The following is a 21,222-nucleotide window of genomic DNA, read 5'->3' as shown; positions in this document are numbered from 1 at the left end:
ACGAGCCAGAGTTGTGCCCGGGTGTCACGTGGAGAGCAGGACGCACGGAGTAGTTCGAAGCCTGCGCGGCCGAACATCTGGCGCTTGAGCATCTTTACAGTTACGCGGAATCTGACCAGCGCACGGACTAGTAGGCTGTTGCCGCGTAGGGCGCGGGGAATCGGCCTACGAAGGACCAGCTCCGTGCGTGAACCCGTCGACCGGATCGTTGACTCCCTGCTGCCCCTCGCCGTTCCGATCGGCGACCTGAACCGGTACCACCGCAACCCGAGGCGCGGCGACGTGAACTCTGTCGCCGACTCCCTGCTGTGGCACGGCCAGTTCAAGCCCATCGTCGCCAACCGCGGCACCCTCACGGGCCGCCTGAACGAAATCCTCGCCGGCAACCACACCTGGGATGCCGCCGTTCAGCGTGGTTGGGACCAGATCGCCGTCTCCTGGGTTGACGTCGACGACGATGCGGCCGCGAAGATTGTGATCGTCGACAATCGCACCAGCGACTTGGCCGGGTACGACACAGAGCTGCTGGCCGACATCCTGGGTGCCCTGCCCGACCTCGACGGGACCGGTTACGACCAGGACGCCGTGGACGACCTCCTCGACGGCATCGAGCTGCCGTCCCAGCTCGCCGCCGAGACCAGCGACCGCGAAGGCGACAAGACCGCCGACGAGCACCTGCAGTGGGGCTTCGTGCAGTGGGGCACCACCCGCGTGCAGATCACCAAGGAGGAGGTCGAACGGCTGAACAACATCCACGAGGCGTTCTACGAGGCCCGCGGCACCGACACTGGCTTCGCGCACTACCTCCTCGACCAGCACGACGCGGAGCAGGAGGCCGTCGATGCCTGAGTTCGTCGAGGCGTACGCCCTGGCTGGCCTCAAGCCCGCGCCCTACAACCCGCGCCGCCTGTCGGAGGAGGCGTTCGACCGGCTTCAGCGGTCCCTGGCCTTGTTCGGGTGCGTCAAGCCGGTGATCGTCAACGGCAACGGCATCCTCGTCGCCGGCCACCAGCGGACCAAGTCGTTGAAGGCGATCGGCCAGACTCACGCCCCGGCGATCCTCCTCGACGGGCACGTCTCCACCCAGGACGAAGTCCAGTTCAACCTGCTGCACAACTCGATCGAGACCGACGGTTCGAAGGTGCGAGTGCCCGCATCCGGGCCGGACGCGCAGGGCTGGGAGTGGATCCAGCCCGAGGACGTCACCGCCGTGTCCCGCTCCAACCCGGCGATCCAGGCCGAGATCCGCCGCCTGGTCACCCGCTACGGCACGTGGGGCTCCGTCGTCGCCGACAGCGACGGCAGGGTCATCCTCAACAACGACTACGCGGTCGTCGTCTCCGACCTGAAGTTGCCGCTGCTGTGCTACCGCATGTCCGTGCAGGAAGCCGACGAACTCGCCGTGTGGCTGGACGGCGACTACGGCGTCTACGACTACACCCAGCTCGGCATCCGCGCCTACAACCAGCACTGGTGCCAAATGCACCGCCTCGGCGGAGACGAAGGCGACTCCAACAAGTCCACCACCTACGAGCAGCACGTTCTGCCCGCGCTGCGCCCCGGCCAGCGGGTCATGGACTTCGGCGCCGGAGAGCTGGCCTACATCCAGCGGATCAAGGCCCAGGGCTGGGACGCGCACTGGTACGAGCCGCACGTCAAGGCCGCCGGGAAGCAGAACGCGCTCGACGTGGCGGCCACGGTCTCGCACATCCGCGACCTCCAGCGGGACATCCCCGCGAACGGCCTCTACGACGTCGTCGTACTGGACTCGGTGCTGAACTCCGTCACCTCCCTGGAGTTCGAGAACGCCGTGGTCGCCACGTGCAGTTCGCTGCTCGCCAAGAACGGCACCTTCTACACCGGGACCAGGTCGCTCGGCTCGGTCGCGCGTAGGGTCGGCGGGAAGAAGGCCCGTAACAACGGCCGCTACCGGCGGTCGGTCGAGTTCCTGGACGACAACGGGTTTACCGCGAGCTTCCGTGCTGGCGTGTGGACGATGCAGAGGTTCCACGACCCTGAGTCGCTTCGGTCGCTGATGGGTCGGTACTTCGACGAGGTGGAGGTGCAGGGCAACCCGAACGGGAGCAACATCTACGCGGTGTGCCGCAAGCCGAGGGCGCTGCCGGAGGAGGAGCGGCGGGCGGCGCTGGAGCTGGAGTTCAACATGGAGTACCCGGGGGAGTACCGGCACAACCGGCACCGGCCGCTGGTGGAGGCGCTGATGAGGGCCTGCCGGGAGCGGGACGGCGGTTAGGACACCACCAGGCGAGAGTATAAAATACAAGTGAAAGGATTGTTCAACTAGTAGACAGGAAGCCCGAGTTTCCCACCATCGCCATCGCGACGGGAAGGCGCCGGTACCGGCACCTGTGGCTGTCGCCCTCCATGGCCGCCACATCAGCGAGACCACCCCTGGACTTGGTCGCCCGGTCTGATGTCGATGATGTCCCGGGTGCTGCCGTCGGCCATATCGGGCCATCCCCGCGCGTCCCAGAGGGCCCATCGAAAAGACATTCCGATGGGCCCTCTGGGAACTCAAGAAATCATCCCCTAGTTGTTGCCGTATGGATTTCTAGAAAACCCCGGACTCTCGCTCGGGAAGTCGTCGGGAAATATGTCGCTCGCTATTTCATTTCGCAAAATGGCGAGAAGGAATTCGGTGACACTTCCGTCGAACTTGAGATAGGCGTCTTCTCGTGCGTCGACAATAATAATAGGCCACCGGTTTGATGGGCCTACAGCTGCCCACGTGCACAAGTCGCCATTATCGGTACCGCCCCAAGAAATGAGATCCTGTCGCGTGGCCCCAAGTTCCTTGAGGGCTAGGTTCAGGTTGATGCTTGCCGAACGTGAGAATACCCTCTGTGCCTTTTTGGTTCTGTGGCAGATGTCTAGATTCTCATTCTCGGGAGAGTTTCCATAGAGCCACATGAACTCGTCGAAGCATCCAGGGCCGTATGCCTCCATAAGCTTGCAGTAGTCCTCTGGGAGTTGGTGCCCCAGCTCCTCTTCGGTCAGGGCTAGGCATTCCCCGGCCTGGCTGTCTCGCGGTGGCGGGCATAGCTCCAAAAGGGTTCCCAGTGGGTTGGGTGTCTTCATCATTGCCTATTCAGGATCGTGACATCGAGGCTGAATCCACCGTCACCTCGCGCTGAAATGGATATAGAAGATGGGATCTCCGCAAACTCATTGGAATAATTTGGAGTGACGGAGTACTGAACCGTTTGCCCGGCTACTCCAGGCCCGCCGCGAACGACCTTGGCGATCTCATCTTCAATGTTGCTCATTGCGACATTATTGGCCTCGTCAAACATGGTTACAAAATTCTCGGGACGTCGGTTATCTCCACCGAATTGCCGGCCAAAAAGATGGCCGCGCGTATGTCCGGATGCTTCTCCTGCGAAGCCTGGAGGCTTAACCGATCGGGGAACCTTCAACCCGGGATTGTCGAGAGATTCCTGCGTTATTGTTGCCCGAATGCCAGTCCGTTGCTTGGCGGGCCCCGTAAGGGAACCGTAGTCGACACTGCCGCACGAATTGTGCACGAGGATTGGCGTGGTCCCTGCCATCACATAGTACGTGTGAAGGTCGACAACGGTGAGGTTGTACATGGTCTGCTGGCCGGTGACCTCGCGGACGGCCGTGACGGTGGCGTCCTGCCCGTTTTCCGTTTTGAGGGTGTGGCCGGTCTGGAGGTCGGCCGCGGGGATCCACATCTGAGCGGTGGTGTCCCAGAAGGGGTGCTCGGAGGTGGTGTGTATGGTCTCTTCGCCGTCGTCCGACCGGATGGTGACGTCGACGAGGTCGGTGTCGTCGTGCTTCCACGTGGCGGTGACGGTGTGGCCGTTGTCTTCACCGGTCTGTGGGTCGGCCGCCTGGACTTGGTCACCCGGTTTGATGTCGATGATGTCCCGGGTGCTGCCGTCGGCCATGAGGACCTGCGTCGACGCCGCGAAGCTGCACGCGCCGGCCTTCGGCCGGATCTTCGAAGCGATCTTGCTGATGAGTTTCTTCACCACGCCGGGGTGCTTAGCGACTACTTCCGCACCGTGAACTGCCGCCTCGGCCGCGAAACCGCCAGGGCTGATGACGGGCAGGGGCGGCCCCATGGTGTCGACCCACCACACGCCCCACTGGTACGCCTTGCTTTGCGTCTGCGGTCCGTCGAGGGGGCCAGCGACTTCCGAGACGATGGTGGTGAGGTTGAGCGGGGAGTTCGGGTTTTCCCGCTGGTTCTTGAAGTTGTCTGCTGTCTTGTCGTCGCCAAGGAGTCGCGCGGCGCCCTCGGCCAACTTGTTGTATTGCTTGACGGTTTCGTGCCAGGCGCCGCTTGCCGCCTGCTTGGCCTTGTTGACGGCGTCGTCGCAGGACTTGCAGTCGATGCCGAGGAACAGTCCGCTGGGGTCGCTGGCGTTGATGGGGTCGTTGTTGCTGTAGGCGTAGCCGTTCCACTGCTGGGGGTCGGCCGGGTCGAGGATGGGGTCGGGGTTGATGAAGTGCCCGCGGGCGGGGTCGTATTGGCGGGCGCCGAGGTTGGTGAGTCCGGTGGTGTCGTCCTTGGTGCCTCCGACGAAGCCCTTGCTGCCGGCCCACTGGCCGGCATCGGGCTGGGTGCCGCGGGGGTTGCCGAAGGGGTCGGTGGGCCGACGGGTGACGGTCTGGTTGGCGTCGGTTCCGATCTGGACGCCGTTGGTGCCGTGCGGGTCGGCGGCTTGGATGACGACGTTGCCGCCGCCGATGGCCGAGGTGACTCTGGTGTAGGTGAGGCTCCCCCCTGCGGCGATGGAACGGACGTTGGTCAGGGTGCCGGTGGCGGTGTCGAGGGTGAGTTCGTCGGTGGGCAGGTTGAGGGTGGTCTTGCCGGGGTTTCGACGGATCAGCTGGTTGCCGTCCGCGTCGTAGAGGTAGCTGGTGGTTCCGGCTGCCCCGGTCGAACTGAGGGATGTCAGTTTGTTTTCACTGTTCCAGGCGAGCGTTGTGGTGCCGCTGGTGTCGGTGATGGCGGTGGTGTTGCCATTGGCGTCGTACTGGTAGCTGACGGCCTTGGTGCCTGTCTGCCCGCTGGTGGTGGAGGTGAGCAGGGCGTGGGGTCCACCGGTTCCGCCGCCGGTGTTGGGGGAGTTGGTGGGGGTGTTGCGGCTCTTGGCGGCTCCGAAGGTCTGGGTGGTGGTGGTGTCGTTGAGGCTGTTGCCGGTGATGTCGTGCTGGACGAGGCCGGTGCGGTTGCCGGTCGCGTCGTAGGTGTAGGTGTTCCAGTAGGGCGCCGGGCCGCCGACGGTCCGTCCGCCGGGGTTGACGGTGGCCGGACCGTTCGCGTTGTTGCAGCCGCCGACACCGGGCACGGTGGTGGAGCTGCCGGTGCCGTGGACGGCGCCGGAGGTGTCGGTCCAGTCGGCGGTGGTGGAGGTGCCTGCGGTGTCGGGCCAGGCGCCGGTCAGCCGGCCCAGGTGGTCATAGGCGAAGCACTGGGTGTCGGTTGCGGAGGCGTCCTGAATGTCGGTGGCTGAGGTGATCCGGCCGGACTGGGTGTAGGTGTAGCTGGTCTGGTCGACCGAGACGGTTCCGACCTGGCGGTCGAGGAAGTTGTTGATGACCCGCCCGGTGGCCCAGTCGTACTGCTGGGTGGAGACGACCTGTGTGCCGTAGTCGCCGACCGTCGTGCGCACGGGGCGCGCGAGGGCGTCGTAGTCGACCTGGGCGACGATGGCCTGGTCGAGGCTGGCGGATCCGTAGAGCAGGCCGGTAATGGTCCGGGCGTAGGTGATCGATTCGGCAGGGAGCCCGCCGGCTGCGGGGACGTCGGTCCCGGTGACGGTGCCGAGGACCGGGCTGTAGGTGTTGGTCGTGGTGTAGGTACCGGCGAGTGCGCCCTCGGCGGACGGGATGGTGATGGAGGTGCCGAGTGGCCGGTAGGCGGTGTCGTAGCCGGTCACGGCGGTGGTGTAGGCGGTGCCTCCGCTGCCGCCGACGTAGCGGGAGGAGGCGGTGAGCTGGCCCTTGGCGAGGGTGTCGTAGGTCCACGCCGCCAGCTGGTTCGCGGGCGCCACGGTGCCGTTGAACATGCCGGTCTTGCGGCCGAGCATGTCGTAGGTATAGGCGAGCGTGCTGCCCTTGGCATCGACGGTGTGGTCGACCTGCGAGTTGACGTCGTAGAACGTCTGGGTCACACCGGTGTCCGGGTCTGAAGCGGAGACCTGCCGCCCGCGCAGGTCGTAGGTGTGGGTCCAGGCGTTGCCGCTGCTGTCGGTGCGGCCAGCGGGCTGACCCGTCGGCGTGTAGGCGTAAGTGGTGACGTCGGCGTCGGCACTGTTGCCCGTCGCAATCGGTGTGCGGTACTGCCAGAGGGCGGTGGTGCGTCCTCGTGCGTCGGTCATGGTTGAGGTCGGCTTGCCGCCGCTGGGCGGGGTGTTGTCGACCCGGTCCGCGCCGGGGTAGGCGGCGGTGGTGGCCCACTGGAGGTTGCCGTAGGAGCGGAACTCAGCCCGTGCCACGCGTCCGCTGCCGTCGTAGGTGTTCCAGGTCTGGCCTGGTATCTGGCCGTCACCTACCGGGACGAAGATGGACTCGGTGGGGAAGGAGCTCTTCTCGTAGTACGGTGCCGAGGTCTTGATGACCCAGCCGTGGGTGTCGTAGACCTTATCGGTGATCAGACGCCCGGTGGGCTTGGCGGCGCTAGTGCTCTGGTTCTGGCGGGGGCGGCCCAGACCGTCGTAGATGTCGATGCTCACCGTGTAGGTGGCCGCGTCGTCGTTGAGCGATTCGGTCTTGACGGTGGACGGGCCCTTGGCGCCATTGAGCGAGTAGGTGAACTGCTTGCTCGGGAGCTGGTTGGTCGGGCGGTCCGGTGCCCAGACGGCAGTGAGCCGGCCGACGGCGTCGTACTGGGCGGTGATGACGCGGCCGTTGGCGTCGGCGCTGGTCAGGGCCGATTCGCGGGCCGGGTCCAGCGTGGTTGTGGTGGTCCATCCGGCGCCCATAGGGCCGGTGGTCTGCATCTGGGCCGGCAGGGCACCGGTGGCCGGAGTGAAAGCGGTTTTGGTCACCGCGGGTGCGGTCGACGGGCCGCTCAGCTGCGCACCGGTGTTGTTGTAGGTGGAGCCGTCGGTGGTCGCCGTTGTCAGGCTCCGACCGTAGGCGTCGAACGTCGCGCTGCCGGCGTGGGCGTAGACGGCGTTGCCTGCCTGGTCGAAGCGGTCGAGGACCTGGTTGCTCGTCGGGTCGCCGGCCGCGCCAGCTTTCCCGAAAGGCTTGCCGTCGTAGAGCGTGCGGCCGCTGGACAGGGTGTTTGCCGGGGTGGCTTTTCCTGTGCAGGATCCCTGGAAGGCGGTCTTCTCCGAGACGAGCGTGAGCAGTTGCGGGTTGTCGCTGGCCGCGTAGCTGGTGACGGCACAGGTTTCCGGGGTGGCGGCGGTGCCGTCGCCCTTGTCGTCGACCTTGACGACCCGGTTGCCGTTGGCTGGCTCCGTGGTCGCGACCACCGTGGTAGTGCGCCAGCTGCCGTCGGCAAGCCTGGCCTTGGTGATCGAGGTCGCCTCGGAGTCAGGACGCCAGGCGTAGATCTTCGGCGCACCCGCGCTCTGGGCGTGGGTCGCGGAGACCGTCTGCCCGTTGTAAGTGCTGCCGGACACCGCCGTGACCGCGCCGCCGGCCTGGTCGTAGACCTCGGTGGCGACGACGCGGCCGACGAGCTGGGCGCTGTCGGTGACGGTGCCGCCGAGCGGGCTGAGGACCTGGACGCTGCGTTGGGTCGTACCGTTGGCGAGGTAGTCGTCGTTCATGCCCCGCAGGTAGGTGACCTTCTGCTGGGTCTTGGGCGCTTCGCTGGAGCTGCCGCTACCGGTGGTGGTGGTCACCGACTGGTAGCCGCGGAACTGGTCCCAGGTGCGGGTCTTGGGGTCGGTGAACTCGGCGTCGTCGCGGTGCCAGGCCGCGCCGCCGTTGTAGGTGTACTCGGTGGTCCTACCGATATTGGGGGTGCTGACGAGGTCCTGCTCGACGACGGTTTTGACGAGGGGCTTGTCGAACCAGTCGTTGACCGGATCCTTGGAAGACCAGAAGTCCGGATACCACTTGACGGGTATGCAGGCCATCGTGTTGCTGTCCTCGGAGGACGGCATGTGGTTGTTGACCCGGGAGCACTCGGGGTCGTTGTAGATGACGTTGATGCTGCCGCCCATCTCGGTCGTGATGTTCTGGATGCGCGGGCGCATGAACATCGGCGAGGCGGGGACGAGGCCATCGACGCGGTTGGCCCGCATCTGGTACTGGAACCGGACTGGCGGCAGGTCCTTGATCTCGGCCTGTCCGTTGCTCGGGACACGCTGGATCGAGTTGAGCTGCAGGAGGCGCTTGGTGCCGTCCTTGGGGTCGGCGAGTTCCTGATTGAGGTTCCAGGTGTCGACGGTGCGGTAGGCGGAGTTGACCAGGACCTGGGTGCTGATCGTGGTCAGGCGCTTGGTGGTGAAGAACGTCGGTGCGGAGTTGACACAGCTGCTGTCGGTGCAGATCTGGTCGACCGGCGTATCCGGCCACGCGTTGGTGTTGGAAGCACGCTTGCCCTCGGAGCAGTCGTTCGTGGCGTCGGGCATGCAGCGTTCGGCGGTGGTGAAGAGGACCTTCGCCGCCGGTTTGGTGCTTCCCTTGGCGGCCTTCTGCTCGTCCAGGCGCTGGCCGTAGGCGATCTCCTTGAGGTAGCCAGCCCGCTGGTAGTCGGCGAGGGTGCCGTTGCCGCCGCTCTGGACGCGGCCGCGCTTGTACTTGTTGCCCTCGGCCGCGTACTTGTACGTGGTCAGGTTTCCGTGCGGGTCGACCACGTAGTCGAGCTGCCAGCGCCAGGCCATCTGGCACCACGAGTTCTTCCCGCTACCGGAGTTGTAGCAGGGGTCGCCGCTGTTCGGCGAGTACACCGGCACCGTGAGGACGGAGTTCGCGGCCGGATCCGAGCCGTCGCCACCGGGCAGGTGGTTGAGGCCGAAGTAGTACTGGACACCGTCGGACGTGGTGATCCGCCAGTACTCCATACCCTGGTAGTCGACATCGCCCGCGGCCTTCGAAGCCCCGGTGAGCTGCTCGACCTTGGAGCCGTCGTCGCCCTCCAGATGCCATGTGCCGGTGGCGTCGTCGCGCACGATCTTGCCCGAATGGCCGCCGAGGGAAATCGTGGCGTTCTGCCCGCCCCAGCACTCGTCGCCCGAGCCCGTGATGCCGGCCTTGTCGCAACTGCGGTAAGAGCGTTCGACGAAGCCGGGCTCGTAGCCCCAGCCGTCACCGATCCACGAGGGCTGCGCGTTGGTCGAGGAGGTCTTGCCGTCCACGTCCGCCGAGTTGTAGCCCAGCGACACGGTCGGAGCCGCACCGCCGAGCGCGGGCGGAACCTGGATCGGGTAGCCGTACGTGAAACTGCCAGTGTTGGACCCGGCGGACCAGGCCGACGACGGTGACAGGGACGTCGCGGTGTAATTGCCCATGGCACCGGAAGGCGAAGGCGCCGCGGAGAGCACCACCGAGCCACCGCTTCCACCCTTGTCGGCGGCGGCCACCGACTGCGCGGGCGCTGCCGTCGTGGTGAACGAGGCCTTCACGGCTTCGGTCTGCCCCGGCTGGGGAACTGCCCTGGGGGGCAGCGTGACATCGGCGGTGATCTTGCCCTGCCCGTCGGCCTTCGCCGCAACTGGCGCCTGGGTACGGCACTCGGGCAGATCCGGCGTGGTCAGTGCGCAGGCTGGCAGGGCGACGAGGCGGGCCCGGTCGGACCAACCGGCCGCCTGCAGCGCCCTCAGGTCCAGGGTGACGCTCGCGGCACGGCCTTCGCCGCTGGCGGGCGCTTCGGCGTCGCTCAGGGCGACGAGCGGACCAGTGACACCGGCCGCCTTGCCCGCGTCCGGCCCGGTCACCTGAACCGTGACCGCGCGCGCGCTTTCGCCCTTGCCGGCGCCTGGAGCGACCTGGACGGCCAGCGCCCCCGCCTTCGCGCCGGTCGCGCCCCCGGAGGCGGGCGAGGCACCACCGGTCGCGGCGCGCGCGGCCTGCGCCTCAGGGCTGTCGGCCCCCAAAGCCACCGTCGCGGTGCCGGTCACCAACGGCACCGTCGGCTCAGGTTTCCAGTCAGGAGTCTCGGGCGCAGGCTTGGACGCCGTCGGCTTGACGTCCTGCCCCGCGACCGAGACGGTCGAGTCACCCAGCGGTGTGTGCGGGGGCGTCCAGATCTTCCCCTTCGGCGCGGGGTAGGTCCACGCCACAGCGGGCGGCGCGGTTATCCCGGTCATTGTCAGGGCGACCATCGCCGCCACAGCAGGCGACCGCCACCGGCTGCCTGGTGATCTTCCAGCCCGTTTCCGGGCAGGCCAAAGCATCGTCACATCTCCTCATAATTATCGACATGGCATCAAATTGGCATAGCAGGGCCATGATCGATGTGACGATATGTGAAGCCTCGGACACTGGGACGGCCGTCCAGCGTCGTGCATGAGATGTTTATGAAGTCTTGATCTCGCAATCTGGCGCGAAATCAGACATGTCGGCACAAGTCGGTGATGGGTTTGACGTATACGCAGGTCAGGCCACATCGTTCCCATCCGAACGCAGACACACGGCAGTGTCTGCCGACCGGGAGGGACTCACCGAAGATCCATGTCCACCACGTCACGGACAATCACGAGCACGCCACCGCCACTGTCGATACGCAAACGCGCCACTCGCCTGACCGCGCTCGGAACCGGTTGCATTCTGAGCCTCGGCCTGCTCGCTGCGCCGAGCGCCCTGGCCGCCGAGCCCGCCGCCACGCCCACCCACGGCCCGGTCGGCGGGTGGGCCCCACTTGTTCCGCCTACACCCACCCCGCCTCGTACACCTCTGCAGCAGGCGGTGCTGGACGCTGTCGCCAAGGCCAAGTCCACGGGCAAGCCGGTCGTCATCGACGCTCTGACCGACGTGGCGTCGAAGACCGTCGCCAACCCGGACGGCAAGCTGACGACCACTGACAATGCCCAGCCGGTCCGCGTGAAGCAGAACAACGGCTGGGCGGACCTCGACGCCACTCTCCGCCAGAACTCCGATGGCACCGTAAGCCCCGCAGTCGCGAGCACGGCGTTGACGCTGTCCGGTGGTGGAAACGGCCCGATGGCCACTGTTACGACCGCCGACGGAAAGCAACTGTCCGTCGGCGCTCCGTTCGCGCTGCCCAAGCCCGCTCTGGACAAGGACACGGCTACCTACGCGAACGTGCTTCCCGGCGTCGACCTCCAGCTGACCGCACTGCCCATCGGCGGCTGGCGCGACGTGATCGTGGTCCGCACGCCCGAGGCCGCCGTCAACCCCGCACTGAAGACCCTGCGCTTTCCGATCACCGCCCAGGGCCTGACGGTCACCTCCGACGACCAGGGCCGCATCGACGTCAAGGACAACAAGGGCGACCTGCGTTTCCGCTCGCCCTCACCCCTGCAGTGGGATTCCTCCACGCCCGCGGCGGCCCCCGCTGCCGCATCCAAGGCCGTGAAGTCCGCCTTGAGGACGGCAGCTGCGCCCGCAGCAGACCCAGCACCCGCGACCGGCATTCGCTCGTCGGCTGAGGTGCCGGGCGACGGGGCGAACGTGGCCGCGATCTCCACCAAGGTCACCTCCTCGGCCATCGAACTGACGCCGAACCAGGACGCGCTCGGCTCCGGCACCGGCCCGTGGTACCTCGATCCGTCGCTCGTGGCGACGAGCTCGGTCCAGGGAGCCGTGGAGGTCCAGGAGAACCACAAGACGGCGGAGAACTTCAACAAGAAGAGCAACCTGGCCACCGGCTACTGCGGCTACCACAGCAGCGACCCGAGCCTGGACTGCGGTGACCTGGGCCGCCAGCGCGCCTACTTCCAATTCGGCATCAACCCGGCGCTCTACACCAAGCCCGGCGGCGCCGAGAGCCCGCCGACCATCTTCAACTCCACCCTCAACTTCCAGGTCACCGGCGCCTCCAGCCCCAGCACCAACACCCCGCTCGTGGTGTACTCGGCGCCCAAGCCCATCCACGAGCACACCAGCTGGAACGACCAGCCCTGCGGGGACAGCAAGACCGTCGTCATGGAGAACTGCCCGACGGTCAACGGCCAGTGGATCACCGGCACCGGCCCGCTGGCCGTCGACGTCACCGACATGATGAAGCAGGCGATCGCCGGCCAGTGGCCCTGGTGGACCGCCGCCATCGCCCCGATGAACAACGAGTACGACAAGAGTTTCCGGCACTACATCGCCAACAACCCGTACATCACCACCACCTACGACATCACCCCGACCGTCTGGTACCCGCGCACCAGCCCCGCCCCCGGCTTCGCCTGGAACAACAGCACCGCCGAGTGCACCACCGGCGGCGCCCACCCCTGGGACAACCCCGGCTGGATCGGCAGCAACCAGAACATCTACCTGACCGCCAACAGCTACTCCCCTGCCGGCCAGTCCCTGTACACCAGCTACCGCATGTGGGACGACAACGACGGCAACTTCTCCTTCACGGACGGACGGTGGGGCCGCAGCTACAACGACCCCGCCGAGTCCGTCACGCCCGGGTCGCTCAGCGACGGCCACCAGTACGGCTGGTACGCCCAGTCCGGTGACGGCACTCTCAGCTCACCCGAAAGCGCCTGGTGCTACTTCCGCGTCGACCGGACCAACCCGCGCGTCAGCATCAGCTCGTCCGACTTCCCGCCGTCCGGCACCCCGAACCCCACCCCGGCCAAGTACATGAACGACTGGGGCAGGTTCGCGATCAACGCGGAGGACCCGGCCCCGGGCGCGGGTCTGCAGGCTTCGGGCGTCGCCTGCGTGCGGGTGAGCACCGACCCGACCCCGGTCGTCGGCTGGAAGTGCGGCCAGAGCGGCACGCTCTCGCCGGGACAGCCCTACGACTACCAGCCGCGTCAGTGGGGCACCAACACCCTGTACGCGTGGGCCATGGACAACGCCGGCAACTACAGCCAGCCGGCCCTCTACAACTTCTACGTGCCCTGGAAGCCCGGTACCCAGCCGCTGTTCGGTGACGTCACCAACGACCAGCAGCCGGACATCGTCCTCGCCGACAAGAACGGCGACCTGCGGATCATCGGCGGTACCGCCGACCCGACGAACTCCCTGGTCGCGCCCGCCGCCGCGGCACCCGGCAACCTCAAGTACGGGGCCACCTGGGCCGACTACCAGATCAGCCACCACGGCGCCCTCACCGCCGGACTGCCCGTCGACCAGCTCGTCGTCCACTACACGGGCGCCGCGGCCGAGCTCAAGAAGATCCTCTACGTCATCCCCAACGACGGCACCGGACGCTTCGACCAGAGCCAACCCCTGGCACCCAGCCGCCCCACCACCTGCAAGGTCTACGGCACCACCACGCCGTGCGACGGATACAACAGCGGTGACTGGAGCAACGTCTCCCAGGTGATCGCGTTCGGCACACCCAAGGGCGAGGCCGTCGGCCCCAAGGTGGGCGACCCGACGAAGACGGTCTTCACCACCCAGACGTCCATCATGACGCTGGAGAACAACAACCTCTACGTCTTCAACCCCGTCGGCAACCTCCTCAGCAGCACCACCCTCATCCCCACCCTCTCCGGCAGCTGGAACGACCTCGAACTCATCAACCCCGGCGCCGCCAACGGGCCCACGACCAACCCCGCCACCAAGGCGACCACGAACCAGACCACGCTCTGGGCACGCAACCGCCTTAGCGGCGACATCTACGCCTACCCCCTCGGCTTCAACGCCGACGGCACCGTCGACTACTCCGCCCTCACCAAGCCCGACGCCGGCACTCCCATCCTGACCGGCGCCAACTGGACCGCTGCAGCCCAGCCGAAGATAGGCGCCGCGGACCTCAACAACGACGGCTACCCCGACCTCTGGGCCATCAACAACAGCAACGCCATCACCGTCTTCCCCGGCAAGAGCAGCACCGGTGCCACGAACAAGGTCGACGGCTTCGACAACTGGCAGTTCCTCGGCTACGCCGACGCCAGCGTCTCCGTCCACCCCAACGCCGTGAACTGGCAGTGCATGGATGCCGAAGGCGGTCCCCGAGACGGCGCCGAAGTTGCCATCTACAGCTGCTGGCAGACCGCCAACCAGCGGTTCAGCTTCGCCACCGACGGCACCATCCGCGCCGGCAGCTGGTGCCTGTCCACCAAGGACAACGCACTCGGCAACGGCACCCGCGTCATCCTCACGACCTGCACCGGCAACACCGGCCAGAAGTGGAGCATGCGCCCCGACGGCCGCATCTACCTGCCGGCAACCGTCGACCCCGCCAACAACCCCAGCGGCCAGTGCCTCGAACTCCCCGGCTGGGCCACCGACCAGGGCACCCGCCTCGGCATCTGGACCTGCCCGGGCCTGCAGGCCAACCAGCAGTGGACCATCACACCCGAACGCACCCCATGACACGCCAGCTTTCACCCAGGTGAGCTGACGTAGCAACCGCAGGGCGAGGGAGCCGACTATCCCGGGTCCCTCGCCCTGCTTACGTGCACCGGTATCGAGCGCCCCCGGGCGGAAATGCAGTCGTGCGAGGCAAAGGCGGCAGAGCCCCGGCGGTGAGGCTTGCGACACCACCACCGGGGCCCTCACAACCAGGCCTTCCAACTGTTCGGTCGGGAGCGGGCCGGACTTCGAACAGCGCCGCCTTCGACTGCATGACCGCCATGCGGGCCGTCGTCGACAGACCACAGCAGCCGGGCTTAGAACCCCTAACAGAATGACGTCAGGCAACCTGGTTGTGCCTGAAGATCCGTTTCAGCACTATGAGCCCTGACAAGGGTAGGCGGGCAAGGACGAGGGTGCGCGGTGGAACTGATCAGCCTCTCGGATGGCGACAACAGCTTCCGGGTGCGCGTGTTGGGGCGCAGGTCGCCGGGCGTGCTGCACCTTCATGACCTGCTCGACGCGGAGGTCCTCGTCATGAGCGGCTTCGTCAGCGGCCGGCTGGCCATGGCCCTGCGGCCCTCCGACTTGGAGAGCTGGGCTCGCGCTCTGGACCGACTTTCCGCAGGTCAGGACATCTGCTGGAGGGACGACGACCACAGTCCCGAGATCAGGATCCAGCCCTACAACGAAGAGCATGAGACGGTCGCTGTCCGCGTGGAGGACCTGGGCAGTTCGTGCGTTTCCGTGTTCATCCCGTTGTGCCTCGAAGAGGGCTGGATCGACGAACAGCGGAGGCTGCTCGCGCAGGTACGACAGGAATGGCCGAGCGAGGTCCTCGAATCCTCATGGGGTGTCTATGAGTGGCGGCGCTGAGCTTCCGACAGCCGGCGCCAACAGATAAGTGCGCATCCGAGGGTCAGGAAGGCTTCGTGGATGTCGTCGCGGACCTCCCAGCGGATCCGAAGGCGGCGGAACCAGTGGAGATGGGCGAAGGCGCGCTCGACGACCCAGCGTTGAGTTCCCAGGCCAGAGCCGTGCGCAGTGCCCCGGCGGACGATCATTGGCTTCACCCCGAGGTCCCAGACCAGGCGACGGTACTTGTCGTGGTCGTACCCGCGGTCGGCAAGAAGGACGTCCGGGCGGCGCCGGGGCCGACCACGTCTGCCCTTCACCGGCGGCACCGCCTCCAGAAGTGGGATCAGCTGGGTGACGTCGTTGCGGTTGCCACCGGTCAGGGTTGCGGCGAGTGGGATGCCGGTGGCATCAGTGATCAGGTGGTGTTTGCTGCCGGTTCTGCCCCGGTCGACAGGGCTTCGTCCCGTCTTGTTGCCACCTTTAACGCGCGAATGTGGGAGCCGTCGACCGCCGCCCGAGAGAAGTCCAGGACGTTCGCTCCACGGAGCTTGGTGAGGAGGACCTGGTGCAGCCGGGGCCATACGCCGGCCTCGGTCTATTCGGCCAGGCGACGCCAGCAGGTCATCCCGGAACCGAAGCCGATCTCCTGCGGAAGGTGCTCCCAGGCGATCCCGGTATGCAACACGAACAGGATCCCCTGGAACACCAACCGGTTCGGATGCCGCTTCCGCCCGGGATACCGGGCCCGACGTTTGACCTTGGGCAACAGCGGCTCGATCACCACCCACAACCCGTCGTCAACTTCCCACGGCTTCGGCCGAGCCACCCGCACCCCACAGCAGCAGTCCCGAAGTGATCCAACCACCAAGAAGATCATTTCGTTAGGGGTTCTTACTGGGAGCGGGGCGGCGGCTAGGACACCACCAATTAAGAGTATAAAATATAAGCGAAAGGATTGTTCAACTAGCAGACAGGACAACCAAGTTGCCGTCCATGACCATTGAGGCAGGAGAGCGCCGGTACCGGCACCTGTGGCTCAAGTACGTCACAGGCATCGACCTCAGTCGCCACTGCGCCGTCGCCCTCCACGGCCGCTACAGCCGCCACATCGACGAGACCACCCGCCACGCCACCGTCGAACTCAACGAGTTCCCGCACGCCCTCGCCTGGTACCTGTGCGGCGTCACCACCGGCCCCTACCGCTGGGCCGACAACCCCCACCTCGCCCTCGAAGCCGCCCCCGGGCACACCCAAGACCTCACCGTCCAGGACCTCACCGTCCACCTCGACGGCATCCGACCCATCCCCTTCACCGACACCGACATCCCCGACGACGACCCCCACGCCAACGACCCGCTCTTCCGCACCTGCCGGAACTGGCAGTTCGCCCACTACCTCCGAGCCTGCGGCGTCCCCCACGTCCACGGCGACCGACCCCGCATCACCACCCTGCGGCCCGGCAACGGCCAAGGCGAACTCCTCCCCAAGCCGCCCCGCATCGCCACCACCACGCACAAAGAGACCGGCGCCCCCGACAACGGGCACGCCCGGCCGAACGGAGAGCCCCAGGACCAGTCCGGGCCCGTCCCGCACCAACTGCGACTCGGCGCAGTAGAGCCAGCGCAGGACGTACCGGGACGTGCGGTTCGGGACGGCTGGCTGCGGGTCCTGGAAGACCAGGGCCGAGATGGCGGCGAAGCGCCGGAGAAGTCCGGGAAGAAGAAGACCAGGAAGGGGACTGCGGGCGGCAAGGGCAAGAGCGGCACGTAGCGGGCGAACCGCGCACCACCCACCCCACGTGAAGGGGGCCAGCACTTCGGTGCTGGCCCCCTTCACGCATTTCTAGGGCCGGGCAGAGCGCCTGGCCGAACCAGAAAGGGAACTCCCGATGGAGTACAGCCAGACGCTGCAACTGGCGGCGCTCGGCGCCGTTTGGGCCGTGCTAAGCGCCGGCCACACCCTGGCCGACCACGTCCTCGGCCAGACGGATCACCAGGCGGCCAACAAGGCCGCGCCGACCCGAGAGCAGGTGAAGGACGGAGCCAGCCCCAGGCGAGGCTGGGCCGCGTGCCTGGCACATGTCGGCCTGTATCACCTGGTCGTCGTCGGGCTCTACGGGCTGGTCCGGCTCGCCGTGCCCCTGCCCGCGACGTGGCTCGGCGTCACCACGGCGATCCTCTGGTCCGCCGGCACACACGCGATCTTGGACCGCCGATGGGTCGTCCGTCTCATCTTGGAACACAGCGGCTCGCCCAAGTTCGCCACGCTCCAGGCTGGCGGCATTTTGGGCCCGTATCTGGCAGATCAGGCGCTCCACGCCACGGCTCTGCTCGGGTCGGCCGTGCTGCTCATTAAGCTCTGACCGCCAGATCGGCCACAGCAAGGCCGAGCCCGGCCGGGAGCCCTCTGGGCGCCACAGCGGACGAGGTACGCCACTTCCGGTCCGCTCTTGCGCGCCCGGGCCGTACGCAATGGTCCGCGTCGTGGCCTTCATCGGCTTCGGTCAGCCCTCGTGAGCCCGGGCCGTACTGGCGGGCGCCGGCAGGGCCCACCGCCACTTCGGTCAGCCCTCGCGCGCCCGGGCCGTACGCGGAATCCGGCGCCCGGCGCGCGGGCGACTACGGTCAGCCCTCGCGCGCCCGGGCCGTACCGCTGGCGCTGGGCAGCACCCAACCTCGTGCACGGTCAGCCCTCGCGCGCCCGGGCCGTACGTAATCGCCCTCGTCGTTGGGATAGTTGCGTGGGGTCAGCCCTCGCGCGCCCGGGCCGTACGCTCCCCATCGCCTCGTCCATCGAGCCGCGGTGGGTCAGCCCTCGCGCGCCCGGGCCGTACCCTTCGCGAGCTGGGCTTTTCTGCAGGCTTTGCGCTTTCTTTGCTCTCTGTGGAGTTGTGGCCCGAGCGGTAGTCGGGTGGGGTGTGGGCTGTCGAGGGATTACTCCCGCCGAGGTGACCCGCCGTCTGACGGCAGGCCTTCCCGCGTCTGCCTTTCGGCGCGTCCGTGCCTGCCCTCACGGGCGGGGCTTACCGGACTTCTACGGGCTTTTACGTCCCCCTCTACCAGAGGGACGGCGTGCCGGGCGATGTTGCGGGCCGCGTTGAGGTCGCGGTCGATCGTCAGGCCGCAGGTGGTGCAGTGGTACTCCCGTTCGGCCAGGGACAGCGTGGGTTTTACTGTCCCGCAGGCTGAGCAGGTCTTGCTGGACGGGTGCCAGCGGTCGGCGACCGCGAGGCTGGAGCCGTGCCAGGAAGTCTTGTAGGTGAGCTGGCGGCGGAGTTCGCCGGGGGAGGCGTCGAGAACGGCCCGGTTGAGTCCTGCCTTCTGGCGGACTCGGCGGCCGGGTTTCTCGGTGGTGCCTTTCGCGGAGGCGCTCATGCCGGTGACGTTGAGGTCTTCGATGGCGATGGTCGCGAAGCGGGTGGCCAGCTGTTTGGTGAGTTGGTGGATTGTGGTGGCGCGGCGTTGGGCGATGCGATGCTGGATGGCGCCGACGTGGCGGGCGGCCCGGGTGCGGCGGTTGGAGCCGCGTTGGGTGCGGGACAGGGTGCGCTGGGCCTTGGTGAGTTGGCGGGCGGCGGCGTCGAGGTGGCGGGGGTTGTCGACGTGGACGCTCGCCGGGTCTGCCGGGTTGAGGGGCTGGGAGAGGGTGGCGAGGTGTGAGATGCCCCAGTCGACGCCGACGGTGCCGCGTTCGGTTTGGGCGCGGGTCGGCTTGTCGGGGATGTCGCGGGTGACCTTGACGAGGACGCTGGCGTACCAGTGGTTTCCGCCGCGGGAGACGGTGACGGACTGGACGACCGCGCTGCCCTTGGAGATGAGGCGGACGAGGCGTTTGGCGGAGTCGTGGATGCGCACCGAGCCGACGCGGGGCATGAGCAGTCGCCGGTAGCCGTCGGGTCGGATCGTCGGCTTCTTCGCATCGTGGTGGAGCCGGAAGGAGTCCCGCGCGCGGCCCTTCTTCTTGAATCGGGGGTAGCCGACGGCTCGGCCAGCGCGGCGGCCGGTGAGGGAGTCGAACCAGTTCTTGAACGCGGCGTCGGCGTCGTAGAACGCGGACTGGAAGGCGTAGGTGGACACCTCGTGCCACCACGGGCACGGCAGGAACGGGCCGTGGAAGCCTTCCGGGCGCCCGTCGTCGAGACGGGAGTCGCCCTTGACCTGGTTCAGGTGCTTCTTGATCGTGGCCTGGCCCGGGACCCGGACGGTGACCTTCTTCCGGGCGTCGCGCTCGCTCAGCCCGCTCTCGACGAGGCCATCGACCTGGGAGCGCCACTCACGGTGCGCGGCGATCTTCCGGGCCAGCGCCCAGTTGAAGGCCCATCGGGCGGCACCGGCATGCCGGTTCAGATCTGTTTCCTGGGCAGGCGTGGGGTCAAGGGTGAACTTGAAGGCCTGCAAAGTCTCCTGCAACAAGGCGCAGTCCACCCCCTCTCCGCAGCTGTCCGGCAACGTGTGGTGAGACCTTAGCGGCCCCCACCGACAACGCGCGAAAAGTTCGCGATTCGGCGCTGAAGGGCGCTGTGGCATGGAAGAGTTGACCGTTCGGAGGGACGCGCAAGGGAAGCCGGCGACGCTTTGTCGGTTGCCTCGCCGGAAGGGGAGTGCGAACCCCCTGCGCTCGGCGGTCTGCTGCGCTCGGCTTGGGATCGGTGGCCCGTCTCCACCCGCCCGACGCCAGGTGTGATCGTCAGGCCGGGAGGTGGTTTGCGGGGAGGAACGTGGCGCGCTGGCTGCGTTCGACGTCCGGCGCCCTCAGATCATCGAGGCGCTGAAGGAGCAGTGGGCTGTCGACGTACGCCGCCGTGTGGAGCTCGGCCGGCCGGTACGGCCCCGCTGACAGCGCGTACCTGCGCCTGCCCAAGGTCGATTTGACCGTTTGGATGAGTATTCGCCGGTTTGAGTGACGAGTCATCGCAGGTTGTCGTTGAATGGGGGGTATGACCCCTGGCGTGCCTGGTGGCCTGCTGCGCCTCGGCTTGGCGGCCCTTTCCGCGGTTGGCCTGATCGGCCGCTCTCCGACGAACCCTGGCCGGCCCTCCGTCACCCAGCCGGCGCCCGATGCGATCGTCGTGCGCGGCGAACCCTGCTTGATCGCCTGGGATGGCGGGACGGGCGACCACCGTGTGCTGAAGCTGTTCACCGGCGACGAGACCTCCCTGTTCGCCGTCCAGACCATTAGCGACACCGTCGACGGCGCCTCTGGCCAGTTCGTGTGGCTCGTTCCGTCGGACCTGTGGCCGGGTACGTACGCGCTGGGGCTGGGCTTGGCGCCGGACGCTGGGTACAGCGGCATGTTCGAGGTGGTGACTGGAGGTGGCGGCAGTGTTCCTGCTCCTCGCCGGGGACCGCTCGTCCTTGCTGGCTGAGACCGGGCAGGGGCGCCGGCGTCGTGTTGGGGCGGCCCGGACGGCCTACCTCTAGCTGTGAGACGCGTCGGTCGGGGTGATGCTCGACCTCATGGGATCGATCATCGTTCTGTTCGAGCTGGAGCAGGACGAGGCACTGGGCCCGGACGGGGGCGAGCCGGTCGTGCTGACCGTGCACGCTGCCGGTGCGGACCCGGACGTCCCGGAAGACTCCCAGGCCAAGACCCTGTGTGGTCTGGGCGCCGGGCCGATGGAACACGCCCACTACCGGCCGACTCGCCCCGGGGAACCTTGGTACCCGCCGCCGCTCAGCGACCGGCGCTGCCTGGACTGCGAGCGCGCGCTGCGCTCCTCATGACCTGCTCCGGGCCGTGTGCGCTGCCGGGCGCCAGGCGGGGGCGCTTCCGGTGCCCCGGATACGGCCGGAGGAGCACGGGCTTCGTCAACGTGAGGGGACGGGCCAGTGGCGTGGACCGGGCAGAAAACTGAAGGGGACGGTGATGGGTCTCGCCGAAGCCGCACCGGCCGAGCCACGGCGCCCGCGATAGGAACACAATCGGAATGAATCGATCCGAAATGACGCAATTGAGCGCGCGAGTGACCGGACTGTTTCG

Annotated in this window: 11 protein-coding genes, 1 pseudogene and 1 CRISPR repeat array; of the genes and pseudogenes, 8 read left to right on the top strand and 4 right to left on the bottom strand. The window is 67.2% G+C overall.

What is annotated here, in order from left to right:
• Window positions 1–183 precede the first annotated feature (183 nt).
• Both AC07AL_RS01355 and AC07AL_RS01350 read left to right on the top strand, forming a co-directional pair.
• The gene (locus AC07AL_RS01355; RefSeq protein WP_478316419.1) at window positions 184–849 is read left to right on the top strand and encodes a ParB/RepB/Spo0J family partition protein; all 666 of its coding nucleotides are present in this window, start codon (window positions 184–186) and stop codon (window positions 847–849) included.
• Complete coding sequence (locus AC07AL_RS01350; protein ID WP_478316417.1) at window positions 842–2,254, top strand: ParB N-terminal domain-containing protein; 1,413 nt, start codon at window positions 842–844, stop codon at window positions 2,252–2,254. Before AC07AL_RS01355 ends, AC07AL_RS01350 begins: the two co-directional genes overlap by 8 nt.
• Window positions 2,255–2,550: 296 nt before the next feature.
• On the opposite strand, the gene AC07AL_RS01345 is transcribed toward AC07AL_RS01350, so the two are convergent.
• Both AC07AL_RS01345 and AC07AL_RS01340 read right to left on the bottom strand, forming a co-directional pair.
• A complete protein-coding gene (locus tag AC07AL_RS01345) occupies window positions 2,551–3,099 on the bottom strand; it encodes an SMI1/KNR4 family protein (protein WP_478316415.1) in 549 nt (182 codons plus the stop codon).
• On the bottom strand, window positions 3,099–10,280 hold the full coding sequence (locus AC07AL_RS01340) for a polymorphic toxin-type HINT domain-containing protein (RefSeq protein WP_478316414.1): 7,182 nt from the start codon (window positions 10,278–10,280) through the stop codon (window positions 3,099–3,101). Before AC07AL_RS01340 ends, AC07AL_RS01345 begins: the two co-directional genes overlap by 1 nt.
• A gap of 583 nt (window positions 10,281–10,863) precedes the next feature.
• Here AC07AL_RS01340 and AC07AL_RS01335 point away from each other — a divergent pair.
• Window positions 10,864–14,406, top strand: a complete 3,543-nt coding sequence (locus AC07AL_RS01335) for a ricin-type beta-trefoil lectin domain protein (RefSeq protein WP_478316413.1) — start codon at window positions 10,864–10,866, stop codon at window positions 14,404–14,406.
• Between the two features lie 402 nt (window positions 14,407–14,808).
• Window positions 14,809–15,261 (top strand): DUF5959 family protein, encoded by a 453-nt coding sequence (locus AC07AL_RS01330; protein ID WP_478316412.1) that lies wholly within the window; start codon window positions 14,809–14,811, stop codon window positions 15,259–15,261.
• On the opposite strand, the pseudogene AC07AL_RS01325 reads toward AC07AL_RS01330, so the two are convergent.
• A pseudogene (locus tag AC07AL_RS01325) lies at window positions 15,243–16,069 on the bottom strand (IS5 family transposase). The gene AC07AL_RS01330 and the pseudogene AC07AL_RS01325 overlap by 19 nt on opposite strands.
• Before the next feature lie 167 nt (window positions 16,070–16,236).
• On the opposite strand from AC07AL_RS01325, the gene AC07AL_RS01320 reads away from it, so the two are divergent.
• Together AC07AL_RS01320 and AC07AL_RS01315 are read left to right on the top strand one after the other, a co-directional pair.
• Window positions 16,237–17,013, top strand: coding sequence for a hypothetical protein (locus tag AC07AL_RS01320; protein ID WP_478316410.1), 777 nt, complete (start codon window positions 16,237–16,239; stop codon window positions 17,011–17,013).
• A 118-nt stretch (window positions 17,014–17,131) separates the two neighbouring features.
• Complete coding sequence (locus AC07AL_RS01315; RefSeq protein ID WP_478316408.1) at window positions 17,132–17,605, top strand: hypothetical protein; 474 nt, start codon at window positions 17,132–17,134, stop codon at window positions 17,603–17,605.
• A gap of 77 nt (window positions 17,606–17,682) precedes the next feature.
• Window positions 17,683–18,076: a CRISPR direct-repeat array (repeat unit 29 nt; unit sequence CGGTCAGCCCTCGCGCGCCCGGGCCGTAC).
• 100 nt (window positions 18,077–18,176) lie between these two features.
• On the opposite strand, the gene tnpB is transcribed toward AC07AL_RS01315, so the two are convergent.
• Entirely contained in the window at window positions 18,177–19,655 is a 1,479-nt protein-coding gene (gene tnpB, locus AC07AL_RS01310) for an IS607 family element RNA-guided endonuclease TnpB (protein WP_478316407.1), read from the bottom strand.
• A 524-nt stretch (window positions 19,656–20,179) separates the two neighbouring features.
• Between tnpB and AC07AL_RS01305 the strand changes: the two genes are divergently transcribed.
• The gene (locus tag AC07AL_RS01305) at window positions 20,180–20,608 is read left to right on the top strand and encodes a Ser-Thr-rich GPI-anchored membrane family protein (RefSeq protein WP_478316405.1); all 429 of its coding nucleotides are present in this window, start codon (window positions 20,180–20,182) and stop codon (window positions 20,606–20,608) included.
• 91 nt (window positions 20,609–20,699) lie between these two features.
• Window positions 20,700–20,966 (top strand): hypothetical protein, encoded by a 267-nt coding sequence (locus tag AC07AL_RS01300; RefSeq protein WP_478316403.1) that lies wholly within the window; start codon window positions 20,700–20,702, stop codon window positions 20,964–20,966.
• The last annotated feature ends 256 nt before the right edge of the window (window positions 20,967–21,222 follow it).

The sequence above is a fragment of the Kitasatospora sp. NPDC043949 genome (assembly GCF_056435365.1).
This window is presented reverse-complemented; position numbering and strand designations above follow the sequence as displayed.